Raw genomic sequence first — 19,589 nt, 5'->3', positions numbered from 1 at the left:
GGGGTCATACAAGGATCGGTCACAGTGGTGTGGGATTACCCGCATGCAGATGCAGGTACCCGTAGGTTGGATTAGCCCGCCAGGGCGTAATCCAACAACACCATCACATCAAACGTAGTCTTTATACTTGTCCAGGTGACGCACAGGTTTACTCAGCGCATCGCGGCGGAACGGGTCGCCCAGCTCGCGCGTGCACATGATTTCGATGATGGTGGTCTTGCCTTCATTCATCTGCATGTCGATCGCTTTCTTCAAGGCCGGACCCACGTCTTCCAGCTTGTCGACCGTGATGCCTTCGGCGCCCATGGCGCGCGCGATCTCGGCAAAGCTCTGGTTGTCGAGTTCACCGGCCACGAAACGGCGGTTGTAGAAATCGACCTGGTTTTTCTTTTCCGCGCCCCACTGGCGGTTGTGGAACACCACGGCCGTGACGGGAATGTTGTGGCGCACGCAGGTCATCGTTTCCATCAAGCTCATGCCCCAGGCGCCGTCGCCCGCGTACGACACGGCCGGACGGTGCGGCGCGGCAACCTTGGCGCCGATGATGGTCGGGAAGGCGTAGCCGCAGTTGCCAAAGCTCATCGCCGCAAAGAAGCTGCGCGGCTTTTCAAAGCGCAGGTAACTATTTGCCACCGAGTTGATGTTGCCGATGTCGGTCGACACCATCACGTCTTCCGGCATGGCTTTTTCCAGCTCGCGCAAGACCTGGCGCGGGTGCAGATAGCTGCCAGGCTCTTTCTTCTGCTCTTCGATCATGTCCAGGCTGTACGCATCTTTTTCGTGCGTCCAGTTCGTCAGCTCTTCTTCCCACGCCGCCTTCTCGGCTTGCACGGTGGCATAGCGCTCGTCGCGCGTGGCGTCGCAGTCGAGCGTCTTGCCATCGAGGCGGGAAAGAATCGCTTTGGCGGCCGCCTTGGCGTCGCCGCAGATGCCGACCGAAATCTTTTTCACCAGCCCCAGCATCTTGTTGTCCGCGTCGATCTGGATGATCTTGGCATTCTTCGGCCAGTAATCCATGCCGTGCTGCGGCAAGGTGCCGAACGGCCCCAGGCGCGAACCGAGCGCGACGACGACGTCGGCCTTGGCGATCAGTTTCATGGCTGCTTTCGATCCTTGATAGCCGAGCGGACCGCACCACAGCGGGTGGCTGGCGGGGAAGGAATCGTTATGCAGATAGCTATTGACGACGGGTGCGCCGAGGCGCTCGGCCAGCGCCTTGCATTCCTCGATCGCTTCGCCCATGACGACGCCGCCGCCCGAGATGATCACGGGGAACTTGGCCTTGGCCAGCAATTCGGCCGCGTCGTTGAGGCTTTGCTCGCCGCCGGCGCCGCGGTCCAGACGGTTCGGCTTTGGAATCTCGGCCTTGATTTCGCCATAGAAATAGTCGCGCGGGATATTCAGTTGCGTCGGGCCCATTTCCGACATGGCGCGGTCAAAACAACGGCCCGTGAATTCGGCCATGCGGGCGGGATTGGTCACGTGGCCCTGGTACTTCGTAAATTCTTCGAACATCGGCAGCTGGTTCGCTTCCTGGAAGCCGCCCAGGCCCATGCTCATCGTGCCCGTCTCAGGGGTAATGATCACGACGGGGGTATGCGCCCAGTAGGCGGCGGCAATGGCCGTGACGCAATTGCTGATGCCGGGGCCGTTCTGGCCGATGACCACGCCATGGCGGCCCGAGACGCGGGCATAGCCGTCGGCCATGTGGCCAGCGCCCTGCTCGTGCACGACGGGAATCAAACGGATGCCGGCCGGGGCAAAAATGTCCATCGGGTCCATGAAGGCCGAGCCCATGATGCCGAACATGTCGGTCACGCCATTGGCGGCCAGGGTTTCCACGAACGCTTCGGAAGGCGTCATCTTTTGCGGGCCCACAGGTATCGCTGCGGCGGCGGCTTTTTGGTCGGACAAATCGGTCATGGCTCAGTCTCCTTACGGTTTTATGAAAAATCGGTATATTTTGTTCCGATATTTGAAATACGTGTTCAATTTAACGGTTGCGAAATGCGCTGTCAATGAAAATTCATGAAAAATCGGACTGTTTCATTCCTGAATCCGGAATCCATGCATGTGCACCGCTGCTGAAACAGCAATGGCGGCTTATCCGCAACAGACAAGCCGCCATCTCTACCCGCGTCGCCGTGTTTAGAACTTCAAACGCATGCCGGCCGTGAAGGCGCTCGAGTTATGCCCAGGCAAGGGCACGCTGCCGCCGCTCGATGCATCGCCCACAAAATTGCTGCCCGCGCCATCGTTGTTGATACGGCCGTACGAGGTGTACAGATTCGTGCGCTTGGACAAGGCATAGGTGTAGCCGATGGCCAGCTGGCGCCCGCCGCGGCGCGCATTCGTGCGGTCATCCTTCTTGATGTAGGACGCCATCACGCTGCCTGCCGCGCCCACGGGGGCCGAGGCGCCCAGCATGTAGCTGCGGAAATCCGTGCCCGCATCGTCCTTGTCCGTTTCATACGCGGCGTGCAGCTTGGCAGGGCCGAAGTCGTAGGTGCCGCCCAGCAAGGTGACCTTGGCCGTGTTCAGCGGCGTGTCCTTGCGGTTGTCGTGCGCCAGGGTCAGCACCAGCGGGCCGTTGGCGTAATCGATGGAAAAGTCGATGGTGCGGCCCAAGGTGTTGCTGTCCGGCTTTTCGCCGAGGCCGACCATCACGGCGGCCGACAAGCCGTTTACCTTCGGCGTCTCGTACATGATGGAGTTTTTCGTGCGCAGGCTGGCCACGCTCATCAGGTTGATCGAGGCGCCCGTCATGCCCGTCTCGAACGGATCGATATTGTCCAGCGCGGTGAACAGCGGATTGTGCTGCAAGCCCAGGTTCACGGCGCCGAAACCGCCCGACAGGCCCACGTAAGCCTTGCGTCCGAACAAGGCGCCCTGGCGGTTGGCGCCCGTATCCACGTCAAGGCCATTTTCCAGCAAGAAATTGGCTTTCAAATTGTTGCCCAGGTCTTCCGTGCCCTTGAAGCCGATGCGGCTGCCCGACTGCACGCCGGTGGCCAGCTTGGTGACGGAACCGTCCGCGCCGCCATGTTCGGACGTCAGGCCCGCGTCGAGCAAGCCGTACACGGTGACGGACGATTGGGCGCTGGCGTTGCCTGCGAAGAAGGTGGCCAGGACGGCTGCCGCTACGAGTGTGTGTTTCATGTCATCTCCAGGTATTGTGGTTTTTATAAACGCTTGAAACGATAATCAACTGCCTTGCTACAAATCTGGCTCAGGCGATCAGCCCGGCCATCGGCGACGAGGGCGAGGCGCTCATGACGCCTGCTCTCCGGGGCATGCGTCCGGCCAGATAGGCCTCGCGTCCGCCCTGCACTGCCAGTTTCATGGCGCGCGCCATGCGGATGGGTTCGCGCGCCGCCGCGATGGCGGTATTCATCAGGATGCCGTCGCAACCGAGCTCCATGGCGATGGCCGCGTCCGACGCCGTGCCGACACCGGCATCGACCAGCACGGGAACCCTGGCTTGCTCGATGATCAGCGACAGATTCCACGGATTCAGAATGCCCATGCCCGAGCCGATCAATGACGCCAGCGGCATGACGGCGATGCAGCCGAGGTCTTCCAGCATGCGCGCCTGGATGGGATCGTCGCTGCAATACACCATCACCTGGAAGCCGTCGCGCACCAGCTCCCCGGCCGCCTTTAACGTTTCCGGCATATTCGGGAACAGGGTCTTTTCGTCGCCCAATACTTCCAGCTTGCACAGCGGGTGCCCACCCAGCAGCTCACGCGCCAGTTGCAGGGTGTAGACAGCGTCGCGCGCGTTGTAGCAGCCTCCCGTGTTGGGCAAGATCGTGTATTTCGACGGCGGGATGAAGTCGAGCAAGTTCGGCTCGCCCTTTTCCTGGCCGATATTCACGCGCCGTATCGTGACGGTGACGATCTCGGCGCCGCTCTCTTCGATGGCCAGACGCGTTTCCTCGAAATCCTTGTATTTACCGGTGCCCACCAGCAGACGCGACTGGTAAGTGGTGCCGGCCAGGGTCAGGCCGGTCGGTGGCTGGCTGGGGGTGGTGGCGTCTCTCATCGTGATCTCCTAAGTTAAAGCTGGGGTCAGACCCGGCGGGTCTGACCCCGGAATTCCTCTACCGCAGACTGCGGCGCCAAGCGTTCCCCGCAAAACGCAAAATCGACTTCAGGCCGCCGCCCGGATACGAGCTCGGCGATCGCCTTGCCCGCGCCGCAGCCCATGGTCCAGCCCAGGGTGCCGTGGCCCGTGTTGAGGAAGAGCTGGCGGTAGCGCGTGGCGCCGATGTAGGGCACGTTCGAGGGTGTCAGGGGGCGCAAGCCGGCCCAGTAGACGGGGTCGCTGTAATCACAGGCATCAGGGAACAGCGCTTGCACTCTGCGCGTGATGGCGGCGCAGCGCACGGGGTTCAGTTCGCGCGTGTAGCCGTTCAGCTCGCACGTTCCGGCCACGCGCAGGCGCTCGCCCAGGCGCGAAAATACCAGTTTGTGGCCGTCGTCCGTCAGCGATACGGTCGGCGCGCTGGCGGGGTCAAGTATCGGATAGGTGGCCGAATAACCCTTGCCTGGATACAACATCAACCGGATGCCCAGCGGCTGCAGCAGCGGTGCGGAAAAACTGCCCATGGCCACCACCACGGCGTCCGCGTATTCACTGCGGTGGCGGCCATGCGCATCGATGCATTCCACGCCAGTCACTCTTTCGCCGTCCAACAGCAAGCGGGTCACTGTCGTGCCAAAGCAGAAATCCACGCCGGCCGCGGCCGCGCGGGCCGCCAAGGCCGTGGTAAACAAATGCACGTCGCCCGACTCGTCGCTGGCCGTGAAGTCGCCGCCGACGATGTGCTGGCGCGCATGGGCCAGGGCCGGCTCGATGCGGATCACTTCATCGGCGCTGACCGTATTGCGCGGGCAGCCCAGTTCGCGCAAGAGCGCGGCGCCCGCTTGTGATTTATCAAACTCCTGCTGGTCCGTATAGAAATGCAAAATGCCCCGTTCGAGGTGGTCATAGGCTATGCCCGTTTCGTGCCGCAAGGCTTGCAAACTCTGCCTGCTGTACTCGGCTAGGGCGACGATCTGGCGCATATTGCGCGACACTCTGGAGGGCAAACATTCGCGCAAATAATGCAGCGCCCATTGCCATTGCAGCGTATCAAGACGGGGACGGAACAGCAGCGGCGCATCGTCCTTGCCCAGCCAGCGCACGACCTTGCGCAGGGTGGCGGGATTGGCCCACGGTTCCGCATGCGAGACGGAAATCTGCCCGCCGTTGGCAAAACTGGTTTCCTGCGCCGCGCCCGCCTGACGTTCAAGCACGCGCACGTCGTGGCCCGCCTGGCGCAAGTACCAGGCCGATGCCGTGCCGACCACGCCGGCGCCGAGGACTAGGATCTTCATGGCGGACCCGGCTCGCTTAGCGCGTCAGCAGGACGGCGATGGCGACAAAGGCGGCGATCCACACGGTTTCCATCACCAGCATGATCACGGGACGCCAGCCCAGCGAGGCCAGCGACTGGAACGACGTTTTCACGCCCAGGGCCGCGATGGCGATGACGAGACAGGCGCGCGAGGCATTGTTGATCCAGCCATTCACTTCCTGCGGAATCAAGCCCAGGCTGTTCGTGATGACGAGCCAGACAAAGCCGATCAGGAAGAACGGCACCAGCGGCGGCGCATCGACTTCGCTCTTGCCATCCTTGCGCTTGAACATGATCGACAGGCCCAGCACGACAGGCACGAGGCAGGCGACGCGCGTCAGTTTGACGAAGGTGGCCACGTCGCCCGTATGGTTGCTGACCAGGTAGCCGGCACCCACCACTTGCGCCACGTCATGAATCGTGCCGCCGATGAACACGCCCGCTTCCGTCGGATCAAAGCCCAGCAGCTTGACCAGCAGCGGGTAGACGATCATGGCCAGGGTCGACAGCGACGTCACGCCCACCACCGTCAGCAGGGTGAATTTTTCGTTTTCCTTGGTTTGCGGCAGCACGGCGGAGATGGCCAGCGCGGCCGACGCGCCGCAGATGGCGACGGAACCGCCCGACAGAATGCCTTCCGTGATGGGACGTTTCAGCCACCTGGCCAGCAGATAGCCGAAGCCCAAAGTCGCCACCAGGCCGCCGACGACGATCAATAACGGCGTCACACCTACCGAGGCGATCTGATTAAAGGTGATGCGCGCGCCCAGCAGGGCCACGCCCGTGCGCAGCAGCACCTTGCTGCAAAACTCGATGCCGGGCTTGCAGGTGGGGTCGGACGCGAGGAAGTGGAAAGCCAGGCCGAAGAACAGCGCGTACAGCAGTTGCGGGCCGCCGTAATTGCTGGAAATAAAGGTGGCCGACAGGGCGATCACCAGCGCGATGGCCACGCCGGGCCAGCTGCGCAGCACGGCGCGGGGGCGCCAGATGGCAACGGCGGAAGACAGGTAGGGAATGTTCTTGTCGACAACGCGTGTTATCGCTGAGGAGTTGGTTTTCATGCGGGTCCGCTCATAATGTTTTAAAAATTGGGACATTTCATCTCGTTTTTTAATAATACACGATGAGCTAGCGAAGTCCATTCTTTTCCATGAAAATCGAAACTGGATGTTCCGGAAAATGACGTTTTTTACTTTTTACTCCCGTAAACGACGAGCGGCGCGGCCCTTTGCAGGGACGCGCCGCTCGCTACTGACGAGTTAAACTTTACTTTTTGTTCAAGCGGGTGATCAGGCTGGACGTATCAAAACGGTTGCCGCCCGCCTGCTGCACTTCGCCATAGAACTGGTCCGTCAAGGTCGTCACGGGCAGGTCGCTGCCGTTGCGCTTGGCTTCGGCCAGGCAAATGCCGAGGTCCTTGCGCATCAGGTCGACGGCGAAACCGAAGTCGAACTTGCGCTCGATCATGGTCTTGCCCCGGTTTTCCAGCTGCCACGACTGCGCCGCGCCCTTCGAGATCACGTCGACCACCAGGGCCGCGTCGAGGCCAGCGTTTTCCGCAAAGGCGATGCCTTCGCTCAAGGCTTGCACGAGACCCGCGATGCAGATCTGGTTGACCATTTTTGTGAGCTGGCCGGAACCGGAGGCGCCCATGTAGGTGACGGCGCGCGAGAACAGGGCGATGACAGGCTCGGCGCGCGCATACGCTTCCGCGTCGCCGCCCACCATCACCGTCAGCTTGCCGTTTTCCGCACCCGCCTGGCCGCCGGACACGGGCGCGTCGAGGAAGAACACGCCCTGCTCTTTTGCCGCAGCATGAATGGTGCGCGCCGCTTCGGCCGAGGCCGTCGTATGGTCGATCAGGATGCTGCCCGGCGCCATGGCGGACAGCAAGCCGCCCTCTTCCAGGATGACCTGGTACAGGTCGTTATCGTTGCCGATGCAGGTAAAGACGAACTCGGCGCCGGCAGCAGCGGCGGCCGGCGTGGCGGCGCTGTGGCCCTTGTGCTGCTCGAGCCAGGCGGCCGCGCGGGCCGGGTTGCGGTTGTACACGGTGACGTCGTGCCCGCCCGCCGCCAGGTGACCTGCCATGGGGAAACCCATGACGCCCAAACCGATGAATGCCACTTTTGCCATATTGTCCGTCCTGTCGATGAATGAATCCGATTATTGTTGCACAAACAGTCGCCGCCGGCAGCATCAAGGTTTGGGGACGCGCCGATAATACAGGTCGAACTCTTCCTCGCCATCGGGCACGAAGCCGTGACGCACATAGAAACGGTTCGCCTCGCTGCCGCGCAAGGCTCCCACGCGCACGCTCTTGCCAGCCGCATCGGCCTCGGCAAACACGCGCGCCAGCACGGCCGCGCCCAGGCCTTGCCGCTGGCATTCTGGCGCCAGGTAGAGGTGATCGAGCAGCAAATACTCCGCTTGCGGGCGCAACACATAAAAGCCTGCCAGCGCGCCGCCATGGCGCAGCTGCCAGGTGCAGTCGGGGTCGAACGTGGCCAGGAAGCGCTGGCGCGCACGCTGCGTATCATAGCGGCCGATGCGCTCCAGGCTTTCGCGCATGGCGGCCACGCGCAGGCTGGCCAGTGCCTCGCCATCGGCCAGGCTGGCAGGAACGAAGGTCAGCATGGTGTCACAGCACTTCGCGCAACGCCGCCATCAGGGCGGCACACTCGGCCGGGTTGCCGATGCTGATGCGCAAATACTGGCTGATGCGGGGCGCATTGAAGTGGCGCACGATCACAGAACGGGCGCGCAAGCCGGCCGCCAGTTGCGCCGCGTCATGCCGCGGGTGGCAGGCAAAAACAAAGTTGGCCACCGACGGCAGCACTTCGAAGCCCAGCGCCGCCAGGTCAGCCGTCAGCTGTTCACGGGTGGCAATGACGGCCTGACGCGTCTGCTGGAAATACGCTTCGTCGTGCAGCGAGGCCACGGCGCCAGCCAGCGCCAGCCGATCCAGCGGATACGAATTGAAACTGTTCTTCACTCTTTCCAGCGCCTCGATCAGGTCAGCATGCCCGAACGCGCAGCCGACGCGCAAGCCGGCCAGCGAACGCGATTTCGAGAACGTCTGCACCACCAGCAAGTTTGGATACCGCTCGACCAGGGCCACGGCGCTTTCTCCGCCGAAATCCACATACGCCTCATCGACCACCACCACGGCGTCTGGATGGGCGCGCAGCAAAGTTTCCACGCCGGCCAGCGGCAAGTCGACGCCAGTCGGCGCATTGGGATTGGGGAAGATGATGGCGCCGCACGGCCCCTGATAGTCTTGCGGGCGGATGCGCATGGCCTCGTCGAGCGCTACCGTGCGGTAATCGATGCCGTACAGCTTGCAATACACGGGATAAAAGCTGTAACTGATGTCCGGAAACAGCAGCGGCGCATCGTGCTTGAGCAAGGCCATGAAAGCCAGCGCCAGCACTTCGTCGGAACCGTTGCCGACGAACACTTGCGCGCTGTTCAGGCCGTGGTAGTCGGCCAGGGTTTGCTTCAGTTCGCTGGCCGTGGGGTCCGGGTAGAGGCGCAGGCTGTCGTTGCTGGCGTCGCGCAGCGCAGCCAGCACTTGGGGCGATGGACCGTAGGGGTTTTCATTGGTGTTGAGTTTCACCAGGTCGGGCAGTTTCGGTTGCTCGCCCGGGACGTAGGGGGTCAGCTCGCTGACGATGTTGCTCCAGAATCGGCTCATTGCTTTTATTGGTGGGGTCGGGATGGGGAGGAGGTAGATTACCATAGGCTGAGCGGGGTCAAGGTGGGCGGCAGCGGCGAGGGGTAGCGTGGACTGCATCGGCATCGGCCCCAGGCTGGAGAGGACGCGGCATGAACAGCATGCACAAGCTGAACGATACACAGGCGCGGCCTGATGCGCCGGAGCGACAGGCACGCCAGCGCAAGATCGATGCATGGCTGCAGGTTGCGGCCAGCCTCAGCGAACAGATCGCTACCGAATTGCAGACTGCCACGGACCAGCTACAGGGTGAAGGAATGGCCGACCTGCAGCGCGCGACAGCACTGGCGCAACGCTTGGCAAGGAATAGCAAGGCCATGCACGATACCCTTGGGACACTGTTTGACAGGGGTGAAAAAAGCGAGGAGCATGGGATGAAAAGCACAGAGGATTGCACCATGGACGAGCAGGTCAACGCACTCGCAAAAGACATGGCTGGTGTAAAAGCGGATATTGCCGTTCTCAAGACGGATGTCGGCAACTTGAAACTGGACTTGGCAGTGGTGCGCTCCAATTATGCGACCACATCCGATGTAGCTGAGGCGAAGTCGGCTGTCATCCTGTCGTGTGTGGGCACAATGATTGCACTGTCGGGCGTGGCGTTTGCGGTGGCTAGGTTTGTGCACTAGCTTGTTGCGTTAGAGGCGGCGCTAGTTATTGGAGCTTGAATGGAGGAAAAAACGCCTTGCGCTGCGCGCTTTGGGCGGTTTTTCTACCTGGACTTTGATCTGGTGGCTTGCATATGTGGTGGGTATAAAAAAAGCTCCCTTGCGGGAGCTTCTTCTATGTATTCTGGCGGAGAGGGTGGGATTCGAACCCACGGTACGATTTAACGTACGCTTGATTTCGAGTCAAGTACATTCGACCACTCTGCCACCTCTCCGTTTACTGCGGTCTATTCATTCAAACTGGCGTGCCGGTTTGAACGAGGCGCTATTTTAGCATGGGTGTTGTTGGGTTGGGTAGGGGTTTGTTGCTGATCTTGCTTTTGAAAAGCAAAAACCATTTGGACGATTCGGGGAGCCTCGCGCGCGTACGCGCTCGTCTTCGAATCCCACGCGTACGCCCCGCAGGGGGCGTACTCCTTTCCGCCGCCACAAATAAAAAAAGCTCCCTTGCGGGAGCTTTCTCTATTTGTTCTGGCGGAGAGGGTGGGATTCGAACCCACGGTACGATTTAACGTACGCTTGATTTCGAGTCAAGTACATTCGACCACTCTGCCACCTCTCCATTTACTGCGGTCTTTTCCTGCATTGCTGCGGGAAGGCAAGATTATAGCAGCCCGCAGCGAAAAGAAAAGGACTATTTTAAGCCGTCAGATGCGTCAGGCCGCCCATGTACGGGCGCAGCACTGGCGGGATCTCGACGCTGCCGTCTGCTTGCTGGTAGTTTTCCAGCACGGCCACCAGGGTGCGGCCCACTGCCAGGCCGGAGCCGTTCAGGGTGTGCGCCAGTTCCGGCTTGCCGGCGGCGTTGCGGAAACGCGCTTGCATGCGGCGGGCCTGGAAGGCTTCGCAGTTCGACAGCGACGAAATCTCGCGGTAGGTGTTTTGCGCCGGCAGCCACACTTCCAGGTCGAAGGTCTTGGTGGCGCCGAAACCCATGTCGCCCGTGCACAGCGACATCACGCGGTATGGCAGGCCCAGGCGTTGCAAGATGGCTTCCGCATGGCCGACCATCTCGTCCAGCACCTGGTACGAGGTGTCCGGATGCACCACTTGCACCATTTCGACTTTATCGAACTGGTGCTGGCGGATCATGCCGCGCGTGTCGCGGCCATAGCTGCCCGCTTCCGAGCGGAAGCATGGCGTATGGGCCGTCATTTTCAGGGGCAGTTGATCGAGCGCGAGGATTTCATCGCGCGCGATGTTGGTCAGCGACACTTCCGAGGTAGGGATCAGGTAGAAGGTCTCGCCCTCGCCTTCCGCGCCGCCTTTTTTCACCGAGAACAGGTCGGCTTCGAATTTCGGCAGCTGGCCCGTGCCGCGCAGCGAATCGGCGTTGACCATGTACGGCGTATAGCATTCCGTGTAGCCATGCTCGTCCACGTGGGTGTTGAGCATGAATTGCGCCAGCGCGCGGTGCAGGCGGGCGATGCCGCCCTTCATGACGGAGAAGCGCGAACCGGTCAGCTTGGTGGCCACTTCGAAATCGAGGCCCAGCGGGGCGCCCACGTCGACGTGATCCTTGACTTCAAAGTCGAACGTGCGTGGCGTGCCGACCTTGCGCACTTCCACATTGCCCGACTCGTCCGTACCCAGGGGCGACGATTCATGCGGCAGGTTCGGCACGGCCATGATGAAATCGCTCAGCTTGGCTTGCACCAGGGTCAGGGCCGTTTCATCGGCTTTCAGTTCATCGCCCAGGCCAGCCACTTGCGCCATCACGGCCGAGGTGTCTTCCCCCTTGCCTTTCAGCATGCCGATTTGCTTGGACAGCGCATTGCGCTTGCCCTGCAGCTCTTCGGTGCGCGTCTGGATCGCCTTGCGTTCGGCTTCGAGGGCGGTAAAACCTGCCACGTCGAGCTGGAATTTGCGCGTCGCCAGGCGTTCTGCGACGGTGGCGATGTCTTTACGGAGAAGTTGGATATCTATCATGGGTGGATGGCGGTGCCGATGTATCGAAAGCACTCATTGTACCAAGACCCGTTCAGTTCTTTAGGAGTTTTGCACATGGCCGGCCATCGTCATGGCGGCATGGCTGGGCACTCGCGCCCGCTTTGCGGCTGCTGCTTAGTTTAGTGCTTAGATAAAGGCGGCTTTTTCGGCAGCGGTCAGGCGGCGAGCGCTGACGGTAACGACGGGCATCGTGCTGTCGGCAGCCTGGGCGATCACGGTGCTGCTGGCGCTCACTTCCACGGTATTCGCGCCGGCGGTGGCGAAGCTGGCGCCGATGGCGATGATGGCGGCGGCGACAAAGGTGATTTCCATGTTTTTCAGTGCGTTCATGATGTGACTCCTGGTTGGTTTGTTTCGTTGACTGCTGCTGGTATGGTGGTACTTTAGCCAATGGCCACGAACAACGCCACCGGCTTGCGACCAGCAGCGAAAAACAGGGAGCGAACGGTGAAAAACGGGGACTGAAGGGAAAACAAGGGAATGAACAACGCCTGACAAAACCGTAGCGAGCGGCAGTGATTTGTGGCTAAGAAGCGCAACCGTGCTAGAGCACGGTGAGCATCGCAGGCCGCAAAGCGCGCCGCGCAGTAGGTTTTGACAGGCGTTCTACAAGGCGTCCTTGACCAGACGCCCTAACCGGCTGATAGCCTGCTCGATGCGCGGCGTCCATGCATTGCCGCAATTGAGGCGCAGATAATTGCCAAACTTGCCCGAGGCCGAGAACAGCTGGCCCGGCATATACGCCACGCCGTCCGCGATGGCCGGGCCATGCAAGGCCAGCGCATCGACTTGCGGCGGCATCTGCACCCACAGCACGAAACCGCCCTGCGGCTCGGACAGCATGCAGTCTGCCGGAAAGCTGGCCGCCACGGCGTCGGACATGCGCGCGATACGCTGCACCAAGGTGCGCCGCATCTTGCGCAGCTGCTGGTCGTAGCTGCTGCCTTCCAGAAAATCGGCCAGCACGGCCTGGAAGAAATGGCTGGTGGCGCCGCTCGACACGGTTTTCAGCAAGGCCACTTCCTGCGCGAAACGCCCGGCCAGCACGTAACCGACGCGCGACGCAGGGGTAATCGCCTTGGAAAACGAGGAGCACAGCAACACATTGCCGCTCGTATCGTAGGCTTTCACGGGCCACGGCCGCTGCGGGGCAAAGCACAGGTCGCCATAGACATCGTCTTCCACCAATGGAATATTGAATTCAGACAGCAACCCCGCCAGCCGCTTCTTGTTTTCCTCCGGCATGACGCAACCCAAAGGATTATTTGCGTTCGGCACGAACAGGCAGGCTTGCACGAGGCCGGCGCGCAAGGCCAGTTCCAGCGCGTCGAGCGACGGCCCCGTCTTCGGGTCGGTGGGAATTTCCAGCGCCTTCATGCCCAGGCTTTCGATCATCTGCAGCAGCACGAAATACGTGGCCGACTCGATGGCGATGGTGTCTCCCGGCCTGGCGACGGCGCGCAGGCACAGGCTGATCGCTTCCGTGCAGGAATTCGTCACGACGATCTCGTGCGGATCGAGCTTGCCCCAGTCCAGCGCGCGGCGCGTCACCTGGCGCAAAAAATTGCCTTCGCTGACGTCGTAACAGCTGACCTTGCTCAATAACGCGGGTTCGCGCCGCGCCACGGCGCTGATGGTGCGCTGCATGCGCTTGATCGGCAGGATCTCGTCGGGCGGCCAGGCCGTGCCCAGCTGCACGATATTCGCCGTCTCGTTGTCCTTCAGCACGCGCATCAACAGATTGTTGATGCCAACAAAGGCCGGCTCCTTCAAGTGCTGCGCGTCCGCGCTGCACGGGCGGCGCGGCGCGCGGTGGCGCACGAAATAGCCGGACTGTGGCCGCGCATCGACTTGCCCCCGGTCTTCCATCAGGCGCAAGGCTTGCATCACGGTGCTGATGGAGATGCGCTTTTGCTGCGCCAGGTGGCGGATCGACGGCAGGCGGTCGCCGGGCGCAAACACGCGCGAGTCGATCAGCGCGCCCAGCTCGTTGGCCAGGTGCTCGTACAGATTCAAATGCGCGCTCATGTTCATCCCTTCAGTATGCGGCTGCCGCGCGGGGCCGGCACAGATACAGTTGCCGATTTTTTTGACAAGCACAGTGTACGGCAAGGGGCACTGTATGCATCACAATTTCGTTTTTCTGCATCTGTCATGCTTCACCGCAAGGGCCTAAGCTGTTCCTGTCAGCAAAACAGGAGCGATGCCATGCATACCGACCATGAATTACGCAGCGAACGGCCCTTGCGTCTGGAAAAAGCGCATGCCAGGGTCATCGAATGCCTGTCCGGCACGGCGTGGATCACGGCCTACGCCCAGTTCGAGGATTGCGTGCTGCGCAGCGGCGAACGCTATACGATACCGAATGACGGCCTGGTGCTGGTCGAAGCCGTAGGCAGCGGACACATCCGCGTGCATGGCACAACCACACCCCGGCCCACCCTGCTGCGCTGGCTGCACCTGGCACTGCCTCACACACTGAATACAAGGAATACATGAGCCAAGAACCACTGCGCGTCCTCGTCACGGGCGCCGCCGGCATCATCGGCACCGCTTTCTGGAAGCGCCGGCACGGGGAATTCTCCCTGCGCCTGGCCGACCTGCACACAGGCAAGCTGGCCGAAGCGCCCTGCCCATCCATCGAGCTCGACGTCAGCGACTATGCGGCCTGCCTGGCCACCTGTGCCGATATCGATGTGGTGTTGCACCTGGCCGGCGTGCCGCACGCCGGCGCCGATTTCGATGCGCAATTGCTGCAGCCGAACATTGTCGGCACGCACAACATCTTCCGCGCGGCACAGGCGCAAGGCGTGAAAAGAGTGGTGTTTGCCAGCAGCGCGCAAGCCATCGAGGGCTATCCGCTGGACGTGCAAGTGCAGGAAAACATGCCGGCCCGTCCGGCGAACATGTATGGCGCCAGCAAGGCCTTCGGTGAAGGCGTCGCTTCTGCGTTCGCCCACCAGCATGGCATGACGGCAATCGCCGTGCGCATCGCCAACGTGGCCAACTTTGCGCCAGGGCAAGAGCACAGCGCGCGCGACATCGCCGCCTTCATCAGCGAGCGCGACGTGGTGCAGCTGCTGGCCCGATGCGTGACTGCTGACGTGCCGGCCGGCTACCATGTCGTGCATGGCGTGTCGGACAACCGCTACAAGCGCCTGTCGATTGCGGCGACGCGCCAGCTGGTCGGCTACTCTCCGCAAGACGACGGTTTTACCCTGCTGGGGCTATAACCTCAGCCCTTCCCTGCTTTCCTGTCCAGCTCGCGCAGCCAGGCCAATTTATCGGCAATTTTACTTTCCAGGCCGCGCGGCACGGGCTGGTACCAGCCTGGTTCCGCCATGCCGTCCGGGAAGTAGGTTTCGCCAGCCGCATACGCATCGGGTTCGTCGTGCGCATAGCGGTAAGCGTGGCCGTAGCCCAGTTCCTTCATCAATTTCGTCGGCGCATTGCGCAAGTGCACGGGCACTTCCTTCGACTTGTCCTTCTTGACAAACGCCATGGCCGTATTGAAGGCGTTGTAGCCGGCATTGCTTTTCGCGGCAATCGCCAGGTAGATGACGGCCTGGCCCAGCGCCAGCTCGCCTTCGGGCGAACCGAGCCGCTCATACGTTTCCGCTGCGTCATTGACCATGGTCAAGGCGCGGGGGTCGGCCAGGCCGATATCTTCCCAGGCCATGCGCACGATGCGCCGCGACAGATAGCGCGGGTCCGCGCCGCCGTCGATCATGCGGCAAAACCAGTACAGGGCCGCATCAGGGTTCGAACCCCGAACGGATTTATGCAGCGCGGAAATCTGGTCATAGAAATTGTCGCCGCCCTTGTCGAAACGGCGTGAATTCAAGGTCAGTGCATTATCGACGAAGGCCGCGTCGATCCTGGTCGTGCCCGTCGAACTGGCGGCCGTCTCGGCCTGTTCCAGCAAATTCAGGAAACGCCGCGCATCGCCGTCCGCATAGCCGATCAGAGTATCGGCTGCCGCCTCATCAAAGCTCAAGTGCGTCAGGGCCGTCGATTGCGCCTTGGCCAGCAACTGTTTCATCTCGTCTTCGTTGAGCGATTTCAACACATACACTTGCGCGCGCGACAGCAGCGCCGAATTGACTTCAAAGCTGGGGTTTTCCGTCGTCGCGCCGATGAACGTCACCAGGCCCGATTCAACGAAGGGCAGCAAGGCGTCCTGCTGCGATTTATTAAACCTGTGAATCTCGTCGACGAACAGCAAGGTGTGCTTGCCGAACTGGTCCAGGCTGTGACGCGCCTGGTCCATGGCTGCGCGGATATCTTTTACACCGGCAAACACTGCCGACAAGGCGATGAATTCACTGTCGAAGGCATTCGCCATCAGGCGCGCCAGGGTGGTCTTGCCCACGCCGGGCGGCCCCCACAAGATCATCGAGTGGGCCTTGCCCGCCTCGAACGCGAGGCGCAGCGGCTTGCCCACGCCCAGCAGGTGCGTTTGGCCGATGACTTCGTTGAGGGTGGCCGGCCGCAAGGCTTCGGCCAGCGGCTGGCGCGGTGCGGTGGAAAAGAGATCCGCCATAATGAGTTACCTAATAAGAATGCAAAAGCCCCGCATTGCTGCGAGGCTGGTCAACAGCAAGACGTCAACAATCAGTTATTAATGACGTCCGCGCCTTTTGGCATCACGAATTTGAAATGGTTCGCGGCCAGCGCCGGATTCTTCTGGAAATTCTTGAACGCCAGCACCGACGTCTGCCCGAACGAATCGCGCAATTCCATCGCTTCCGGCACGCCATTGCGCAGGCCGATGGTGATTTCGTCGAAGGTCGTGTCCTTGGCTTTCGGCGTCGCTTTCAGCCATTCCAGGCCATCGCGCGTGCCCGCTTCAGCCAGGGTGAAATTCTTTTCCAGGTCGTTGCTGCCGAACAGGATGGCTGCTGGCGAGGAACCGAGCGCGTCGCCCAGTTTCTTGACCGTTACCTGGCTCAGGTCCTTGTCGTAGATATACAGTTTGTCGCCATCGGCTTGCAGCAGCTGCTCGTACGGCTTCAAGTACGTCCAGATGAACTTGCCCGGACGGGCAAACTCGAACGTGCCACTGGCCGGTGTCGACACTTTCGCCTTGCCGCTGGCGTCAGCCTTCTTGACTTGCCGCTGCACGAACTCGCCCTTGGCCGACTTGGTGCCGGCCGCAAAGCTCTTGAACTGTTCCAACGCGCTGGCCGAGGCGCTGGCCGCGAACAGCAGGCTGCAGGCAACGCTGGCCGCGCCGATCATCATTTTTGCTGCAAAAGTATTGCTTTTCATTCCGTTACCCTTGTTCGGCACTTGCCGCCGGCACCAGGATTTCCCGATTGCCATTGGATTGCATGGTTGATACCACCCCGCTCTGCTCCATCTGCTCGAGCAGACGGGCGGCGCGGTTATAGCCGATGCGCAAATGACGCTGCACCAGCGAAATCGAGGCGCGGCGGTTTTTCAGCACCACCGCCACCGCCTGGTCGTACAGGGCATCGGCCTCGCCGCCGCCCTCGCCCGGCGCACCGCCTTCGGCGCCATCGCCTTCCAGGGTGCCGCCTTCGAGGATGCCCTCGATGTAATTCGGTTCGCCCTGCAGCTTCAAATGGCTGACGACCCTGTGCACTTCTTCATCCGACACGAACGCGCCGTGCACGCGCATCGGCAAACCGGTGCCGGGCGGCATGTACAGCATGTCGCCCATGCCCAGCAGGGTTTCCGCGCCCATCTGGTCGAGAATGGTGCGCGAGTCGATCTTCGACGAGACCTGGAAGGCGATACGCGTCGGGATATTCGCCTTGATCAAGCCCGTGATCACGTCTACAGATGGGCGCTGCGTGGCCAGAATCAAGTGCAAACCGGCGGCGCGCGCCTTTTGCGCGATACGCGCGATCAATTCCTCGACTTTTTTGCCCACCACCATCATCAAATCGGCCAGCTCGTCGATGATGATGACGATGGTCGGCAGTTTATCGAGCGGCTCGGGCGAATCCGGCGTCAGGCTGAACGGATTCGGGATGTGTTCTTCGCGCTTTTTCGCGTCAGCAATCTTCGCGTTGTAGCCGGCCAGGTTGCGCACGCCCATCTTGCTCATCAGCTTGTAGCGGCGTTCCATCTCGTTCACGGCCCAGTTCAGCGCGTGGCCGGCCTGGCGCATGTCGGTCACGACGGGCGCCAGCAAGTGGGGAATGCCTTCGTAGACGGACATTTCCAGCATCTTCGGATCGATCAAAATCAGCCGTACGTCGAGCGGGTCGGATTTGTACAGCAGCGACAAAATCGTCGCATTGATGCCCACGGATTTACCGGAACCGGTAGTACCGGCCACCAGCAAATGGGGCATCTTGGCCAGGTCGGCCACGACGGGCTTGCCGGCAATATCCTTGCCCAGCGCAATCGTCAGGCTGGATACGCCATCGTTGTAGACCTTGGAGCCGAGGATTTCCGTCAGGCGCACGATCTGGCGCTTGCTGTTCGGCAGCTCCAAGGCCATGTAATTCTTGCCGGGAATGGTTTCCACCACACGGATGGAAGTCAGCGACAGTGAACGGGCCAGGTCGCGCGCCAGGCCGACGATCTGGCTGCCTTTGACGCCCGTGGCCGGCTCGATTTCATAGCGCGTCACCACAGGGCCGGGGTAAGCGGCCACTACCTTGGCATCCACGCCAAAGTCCGATAATTTCTTTTCGATCAGGCGGCTCGTGAATTCCAGGGTTTCCACGGACACCGTTTCCACCACGGGTGGCGCTTCATCGAGCAGGGACAGCGGCGGCAGCTTGCCGTCGCCGGGGGTTTCAAACAGATGCGCCTGGCGCTCCTTTTCCACGCGCTCGGATTTCACTACAGTGACCACTTGCGGCTCGATCTTGACGGGCGGCGCGGCCACATGTTTTTCCACATGCTTGGCCCGCTCGATGACCACGACTTCGTCGCGGCGCACGGCAGCCACTTCGCCCTGGCGGCGGTCTTCGCGGTCCTGGTAGCGCAGCACGAACCAGTTGAAGGCGTCTTCGATGGCGCCGCCGATGCGCTCGGCCACTTGCAACCACGACACATGGAAGAACAGGGAAAAGCCCAGGCCGAACAGCAGCAACAGCAGCAAGGTCGCGCCCGTGAAGCCGAAGGCCACGTGGGCCGAATGGCCCACCAACTGGCCCAGCACGCCGCCCGGATCGCGCGGCAGCTGCACGTGCAGGCTTTTCGCCATGCGCAGGTATTCCAGGCCCATGCTGCCGATCAGCATGATGGAGAAGCCGACGATGCGGATCAGCATCTCGACGTGGTGCTCGCGCTCCACCTCTTCCTCCTCCAGCAGGAAGCGCTTACTCAGGCGGCGATAGCCATGCCACACCGTGCGCAGCAGCCACACGCACCACCACCAGGCGGAAAAACCGAAGATATACAGCAACAGATCGGAGAAGGTCGCACCGAGCTTGCCGCCCAGGTTGGCGACCTTGTCGACGTTGGTGGCGTGCGACCAGCCAGGGTCGAGCTTGTTGAAGCTGGCCAGTATCAGCACGAAATACAGGGCAAACGCGGCCAGCGCGAACCAGCGCGCTTCGGACAGCAGCCGCACCAGCCGGTTGGGCAGGGGCCGGCGTTCGACCGGTTTTCGGGTGTAGCTATTTTGATTGGCCTGGGCTGGTTTAGTCATTCTGGGAAGCGCTGCAAGGTGATAAATGTTTCTGAAAGGGAATTTCCCATAATAAGGAAGTATTCTAAGCCATATATGCCCCGGACGGCCCCACGATTCGTCGCTACAGGCGGCTTGGTCTATAATCGTGGATTGCTTGCGCAAGCGCAATACGTCCTTGTTCTTCGCGCGTATGCCCCCAATTCGGATAGACCCCA

General features: G+C 61.4%; 17 protein-coding genes and 2 tRNA genes. 3 read left to right on the top strand and 16 right to left on the bottom strand.

Annotation, left to right across the window (positions count from 1 at the left end; translation table 11 throughout):
* Positions 1–108 precede the first annotated feature (108 nt).
* From xsc to hisC, 8 genes are all read right to left on the bottom strand, one after another.
* A complete protein-coding gene (gene xsc, locus P9875_RS10755; protein WP_278318358.1) occupies positions 109–1,923 on the bottom strand; it encodes a sulfoacetaldehyde acetyltransferase in 1,815 nt (604 codons plus the stop codon).
* A gap of 225 nt (positions 1,924–2,148) precedes the next feature.
* Positions 2,149–3,159 carry a porin gene (locus tag P9875_RS10750; RefSeq protein ID WP_278318357.1) on the bottom strand — a complete coding sequence of 337 codons (1,011 nt, stop codon included), beginning with the start codon at positions 3,157–3,159 and terminating at the stop codon, positions 2,149–2,151.
* Positions 3,160–3,229: 70 nt separating this feature from the next.
* On the bottom strand, positions 3,230–4,045 hold the full coding sequence (locus P9875_RS10745) for a thiazole synthase (protein WP_278318356.1): 816 nt from the start codon (positions 4,043–4,045) through the stop codon (positions 3,230–3,232).
* A gap of 26 nt (positions 4,046–4,071) precedes the next feature.
* Positions 4,072–5,382 (bottom strand): D-amino acid dehydrogenase, encoded by a 1,311-nt coding sequence (locus P9875_RS10740; protein ID WP_278318355.1) that lies wholly within the window; start codon positions 5,380–5,382, stop codon positions 4,072–4,074.
* A 16-nt stretch (positions 5,383–5,398) separates the two neighbouring features.
* Positions 5,399–6,463: a YeiH family protein gene (locus P9875_RS10735; protein ID WP_081922749.1), complete on the bottom strand. Its 1,065-nt coding sequence runs from the start codon at positions 6,461–6,463 to the stop codon at positions 5,399–5,401.
* A gap of 205 nt (positions 6,464–6,668) precedes the next feature.
* Positions 6,669–7,538 carry an NAD(P)-dependent oxidoreductase gene (locus P9875_RS10730; protein WP_278318354.1) on the bottom strand — a complete coding sequence of 290 codons (870 nt, stop codon included), beginning with the start codon at positions 7,536–7,538 and terminating at the stop codon, positions 6,669–6,671.
* Between the two features lie 63 nt (positions 7,539–7,601).
* Entirely contained in the window at positions 7,602–8,039 is a 438-nt protein-coding gene (locus tag P9875_RS10725) for a GNAT family N-acetyltransferase (RefSeq protein WP_278318353.1), read from the bottom strand.
* A 4-nt stretch (positions 8,040–8,043) separates the two neighbouring features.
* Entirely contained in the window at positions 8,044–9,099 is a 1,056-nt protein-coding gene (gene hisC, locus P9875_RS10720; protein WP_278318352.1) for a histidinol-phosphate transaminase, read from the bottom strand.
* 131 nt (positions 9,100–9,230) lie between these two features.
* On the opposite strand from hisC, the gene P9875_RS10715 reads away from it, so the two are divergent.
* On the top strand, positions 9,231–9,767 hold the full coding sequence (locus P9875_RS10715) for a hypothetical protein (protein WP_278318351.1): 537 nt from the start codon (positions 9,231–9,233) through the stop codon (positions 9,765–9,767).
* A gap of 164 nt (positions 9,768–9,931) precedes the next feature.
* Here the strand turns inward: P9875_RS10715 and P9875_RS10710 are convergent.
* The 5 genes from P9875_RS10710 to P9875_RS10690 all read right to left on the bottom strand — a co-directional run bounded on the left by P9875_RS10710 (position 9,932) and on the right by P9875_RS10690 (position 13,784).
* Positions 9,932–10,021 (bottom strand) — tRNA-Ser (locus P9875_RS10710).
* A 257-nt stretch (positions 10,022–10,278) separates the two neighbouring features.
* Positions 10,279–10,368, bottom strand: a tRNA-Ser gene (locus P9875_RS10705).
* A 77-nt stretch (positions 10,369–10,445) separates the two neighbouring features.
* The gene (gene serS, locus P9875_RS10700) at positions 10,446–11,735 is read right to left on the bottom strand and encodes a serine--tRNA ligase (RefSeq protein WP_278318350.1); all 1,290 of its coding nucleotides are present in this window, start codon (positions 11,733–11,735) and stop codon (positions 10,446–10,448) included.
* Positions 11,736–11,882: 147 nt separating this feature from the next.
* Positions 11,883–12,086 (bottom strand): hypothetical protein, encoded by a 204-nt coding sequence (locus tag P9875_RS10695; protein WP_034786145.1) that lies wholly within the window; start codon positions 12,084–12,086, stop codon positions 11,883–11,885.
* Between the two features lie 276 nt (positions 12,087–12,362).
* Positions 12,363–13,784, bottom strand: coding sequence for a PLP-dependent aminotransferase family protein (locus P9875_RS10690; RefSeq protein ID WP_035828921.1), 1,422 nt, complete (start codon positions 13,782–13,784; stop codon positions 12,363–12,365).
* Positions 13,785–13,964: 180 nt separating this feature from the next.
* Here P9875_RS10690 and P9875_RS10685 point away from each other — a divergent pair, with 180 nt between their 5' ends.
* Together P9875_RS10685 and P9875_RS10680 are read left to right on the top strand one after the other, a co-directional pair.
* Complete coding sequence (locus tag P9875_RS10685) at positions 13,965–14,255, top strand: DUF2917 domain-containing protein (protein WP_158301373.1); 291 nt, start codon at positions 13,965–13,967, stop codon at positions 14,253–14,255.
* Positions 14,252–14,989, top strand: a complete 738-nt coding sequence (locus tag P9875_RS10680; protein ID WP_278318349.1) for an NAD-dependent epimerase/dehydratase family protein — start codon at positions 14,252–14,254, stop codon at positions 14,987–14,989. The genes P9875_RS10685 and P9875_RS10680 overlap by 4 nt, the downstream gene beginning before the upstream one ends.
* A 2-nt stretch (positions 14,990–14,991) precedes the next feature.
* On the opposite strand, the gene P9875_RS10675 is transcribed toward P9875_RS10680, so the two are convergent.
* The 3 genes from P9875_RS10675 to P9875_RS10665 form a co-directional block, all read right to left on the bottom strand.
* Positions 14,992–16,299 (bottom strand): replication-associated recombination protein A, encoded by a 1,308-nt coding sequence (locus tag P9875_RS10675; RefSeq protein WP_099402655.1) that lies wholly within the window; start codon positions 16,297–16,299, stop codon positions 14,992–14,994.
* A gap of 71 nt (positions 16,300–16,370) precedes the next feature.
* The gene (lolA, locus tag P9875_RS10670) at positions 16,371–17,000 is read right to left on the bottom strand and encodes an outer membrane lipoprotein chaperone LolA (protein WP_138829035.1); all 630 of its coding nucleotides are present in this window, start codon (positions 16,998–17,000) and stop codon (positions 16,371–16,373) included.
* A gap of 31 nt (positions 17,001–17,031) precedes the next feature.
* Positions 17,032–19,392: a DNA translocase FtsK gene (locus tag P9875_RS10665; protein ID WP_035826472.1), complete on the bottom strand. Its 2,361-nt coding sequence runs from the start codon at positions 19,390–19,392 to the stop codon at positions 17,032–17,034.
* Positions 19,393–19,589: the final 197 nt, after the last annotated feature.

It is taken from the genome of Janthinobacterium rivuli (assembly GCF_029690045.1).
Taxonomy (GTDB): Bacteria; Pseudomonadota; Gammaproteobacteria; order Burkholderiales; family Burkholderiaceae_D; genus Janthinobacterium; species Janthinobacterium rivuli.
This window is presented reverse-complemented; position numbering and strand designations above follow the sequence as displayed.

Bases quoted from the DNA above. Each gene is read 5' to 3' on its own strand.
- xsc (WP_278318358.1), bottom strand. From the start codon at position 1,923: ATGACCGATTTGTCCGACCAAAAAGCCGCCGCCGCAGCGATACCTGTG.
- P9875_RS10750 (WP_278318357.1), bottom strand. From the start codon at position 3,159: ATGAAACACACACTCGTAGCGGCAGCCGTCCTGGCCACCTTCTTCGCA.
- P9875_RS10745 (WP_278318356.1), bottom strand. From the start codon at position 4,045: ATGAGAGACGCCACCACCCCCAGCCAGCCACCGACCGGCCTGACCCTG.
- P9875_RS10740 (WP_278318355.1), bottom strand. From the start codon at position 5,382: ATGAAGATCCTAGTCCTCGGCGCCGGCGTGGTCGGCACGGCATCGGCC.
- P9875_RS10735 (WP_081922749.1), bottom strand. From the start codon at position 6,463: ATGAAAACCAACTCCTCAGCGATAACACGCGTTGTCGACAAGAACATT.
- P9875_RS10730 (WP_278318354.1), bottom strand. From the start codon at position 7,538: ATGGCAAAAGTGGCATTCATCGGTTTGGGCGTCATGGGTTTCCCCATG.
- P9875_RS10725 (WP_278318353.1), bottom strand. From the start codon at position 8,039: ATGCTGACCTTCGTTCCTGCCAGCCTGGCCGATGGCGAGGCACTGGCC.
- hisC (WP_278318352.1), bottom strand. From the start codon at position 9,099: ATGAGCCGATTCTGGAGCAACATCGTCAGCGAGCTGACCCCCTACGTC.
- P9875_RS10715 (WP_278318351.1), top strand. From the start codon at position 9,231: ATGAACAGCATGCACAAGCTGAACGATACACAGGCGCGGCCTGATGCG.
- serS (WP_278318350.1), bottom strand. From the start codon at position 11,735: ATGATAGATATCCAACTTCTCCGTAAAGACATCGCCACCGTCGCAGAA.
- P9875_RS10695 (WP_034786145.1), bottom strand. From the start codon at position 12,086: ATGAACGCACTGAAAAACATGGAAATCACCTTTGTCGCCGCCGCCATC.
- P9875_RS10690 (WP_035828921.1), bottom strand. From the start codon at position 13,784: ATGAGCGCGCATTTGAATCTGTACGAGCACCTGGCCAACGAGCTGGGC.
- P9875_RS10685 (WP_158301373.1), top strand. From the start codon at position 13,965: ATGCATACCGACCATGAATTACGCAGCGAACGGCCCTTGCGTCTGGAA.
- P9875_RS10680 (WP_278318349.1), top strand. From the start codon at position 14,252: ATGAGCCAAGAACCACTGCGCGTCCTCGTCACGGGCGCCGCCGGCATC.
- P9875_RS10675 (WP_099402655.1), bottom strand. From the start codon at position 16,299: ATGGCGGATCTCTTTTCCACCGCACCGCGCCAGCCGCTGGCCGAAGCC.
- lolA (WP_138829035.1), bottom strand. From the start codon at position 17,000: ATGATGATCGGCGCGGCCAGCGTTGCCTGCAGCCTGCTGTTCGCGGCC.
- P9875_RS10665 (WP_035826472.1), bottom strand. From the start codon at position 19,392: ATGACTAAACCAGCCCAGGCCAATCAAAATAGCTACACCCGAAAACCG.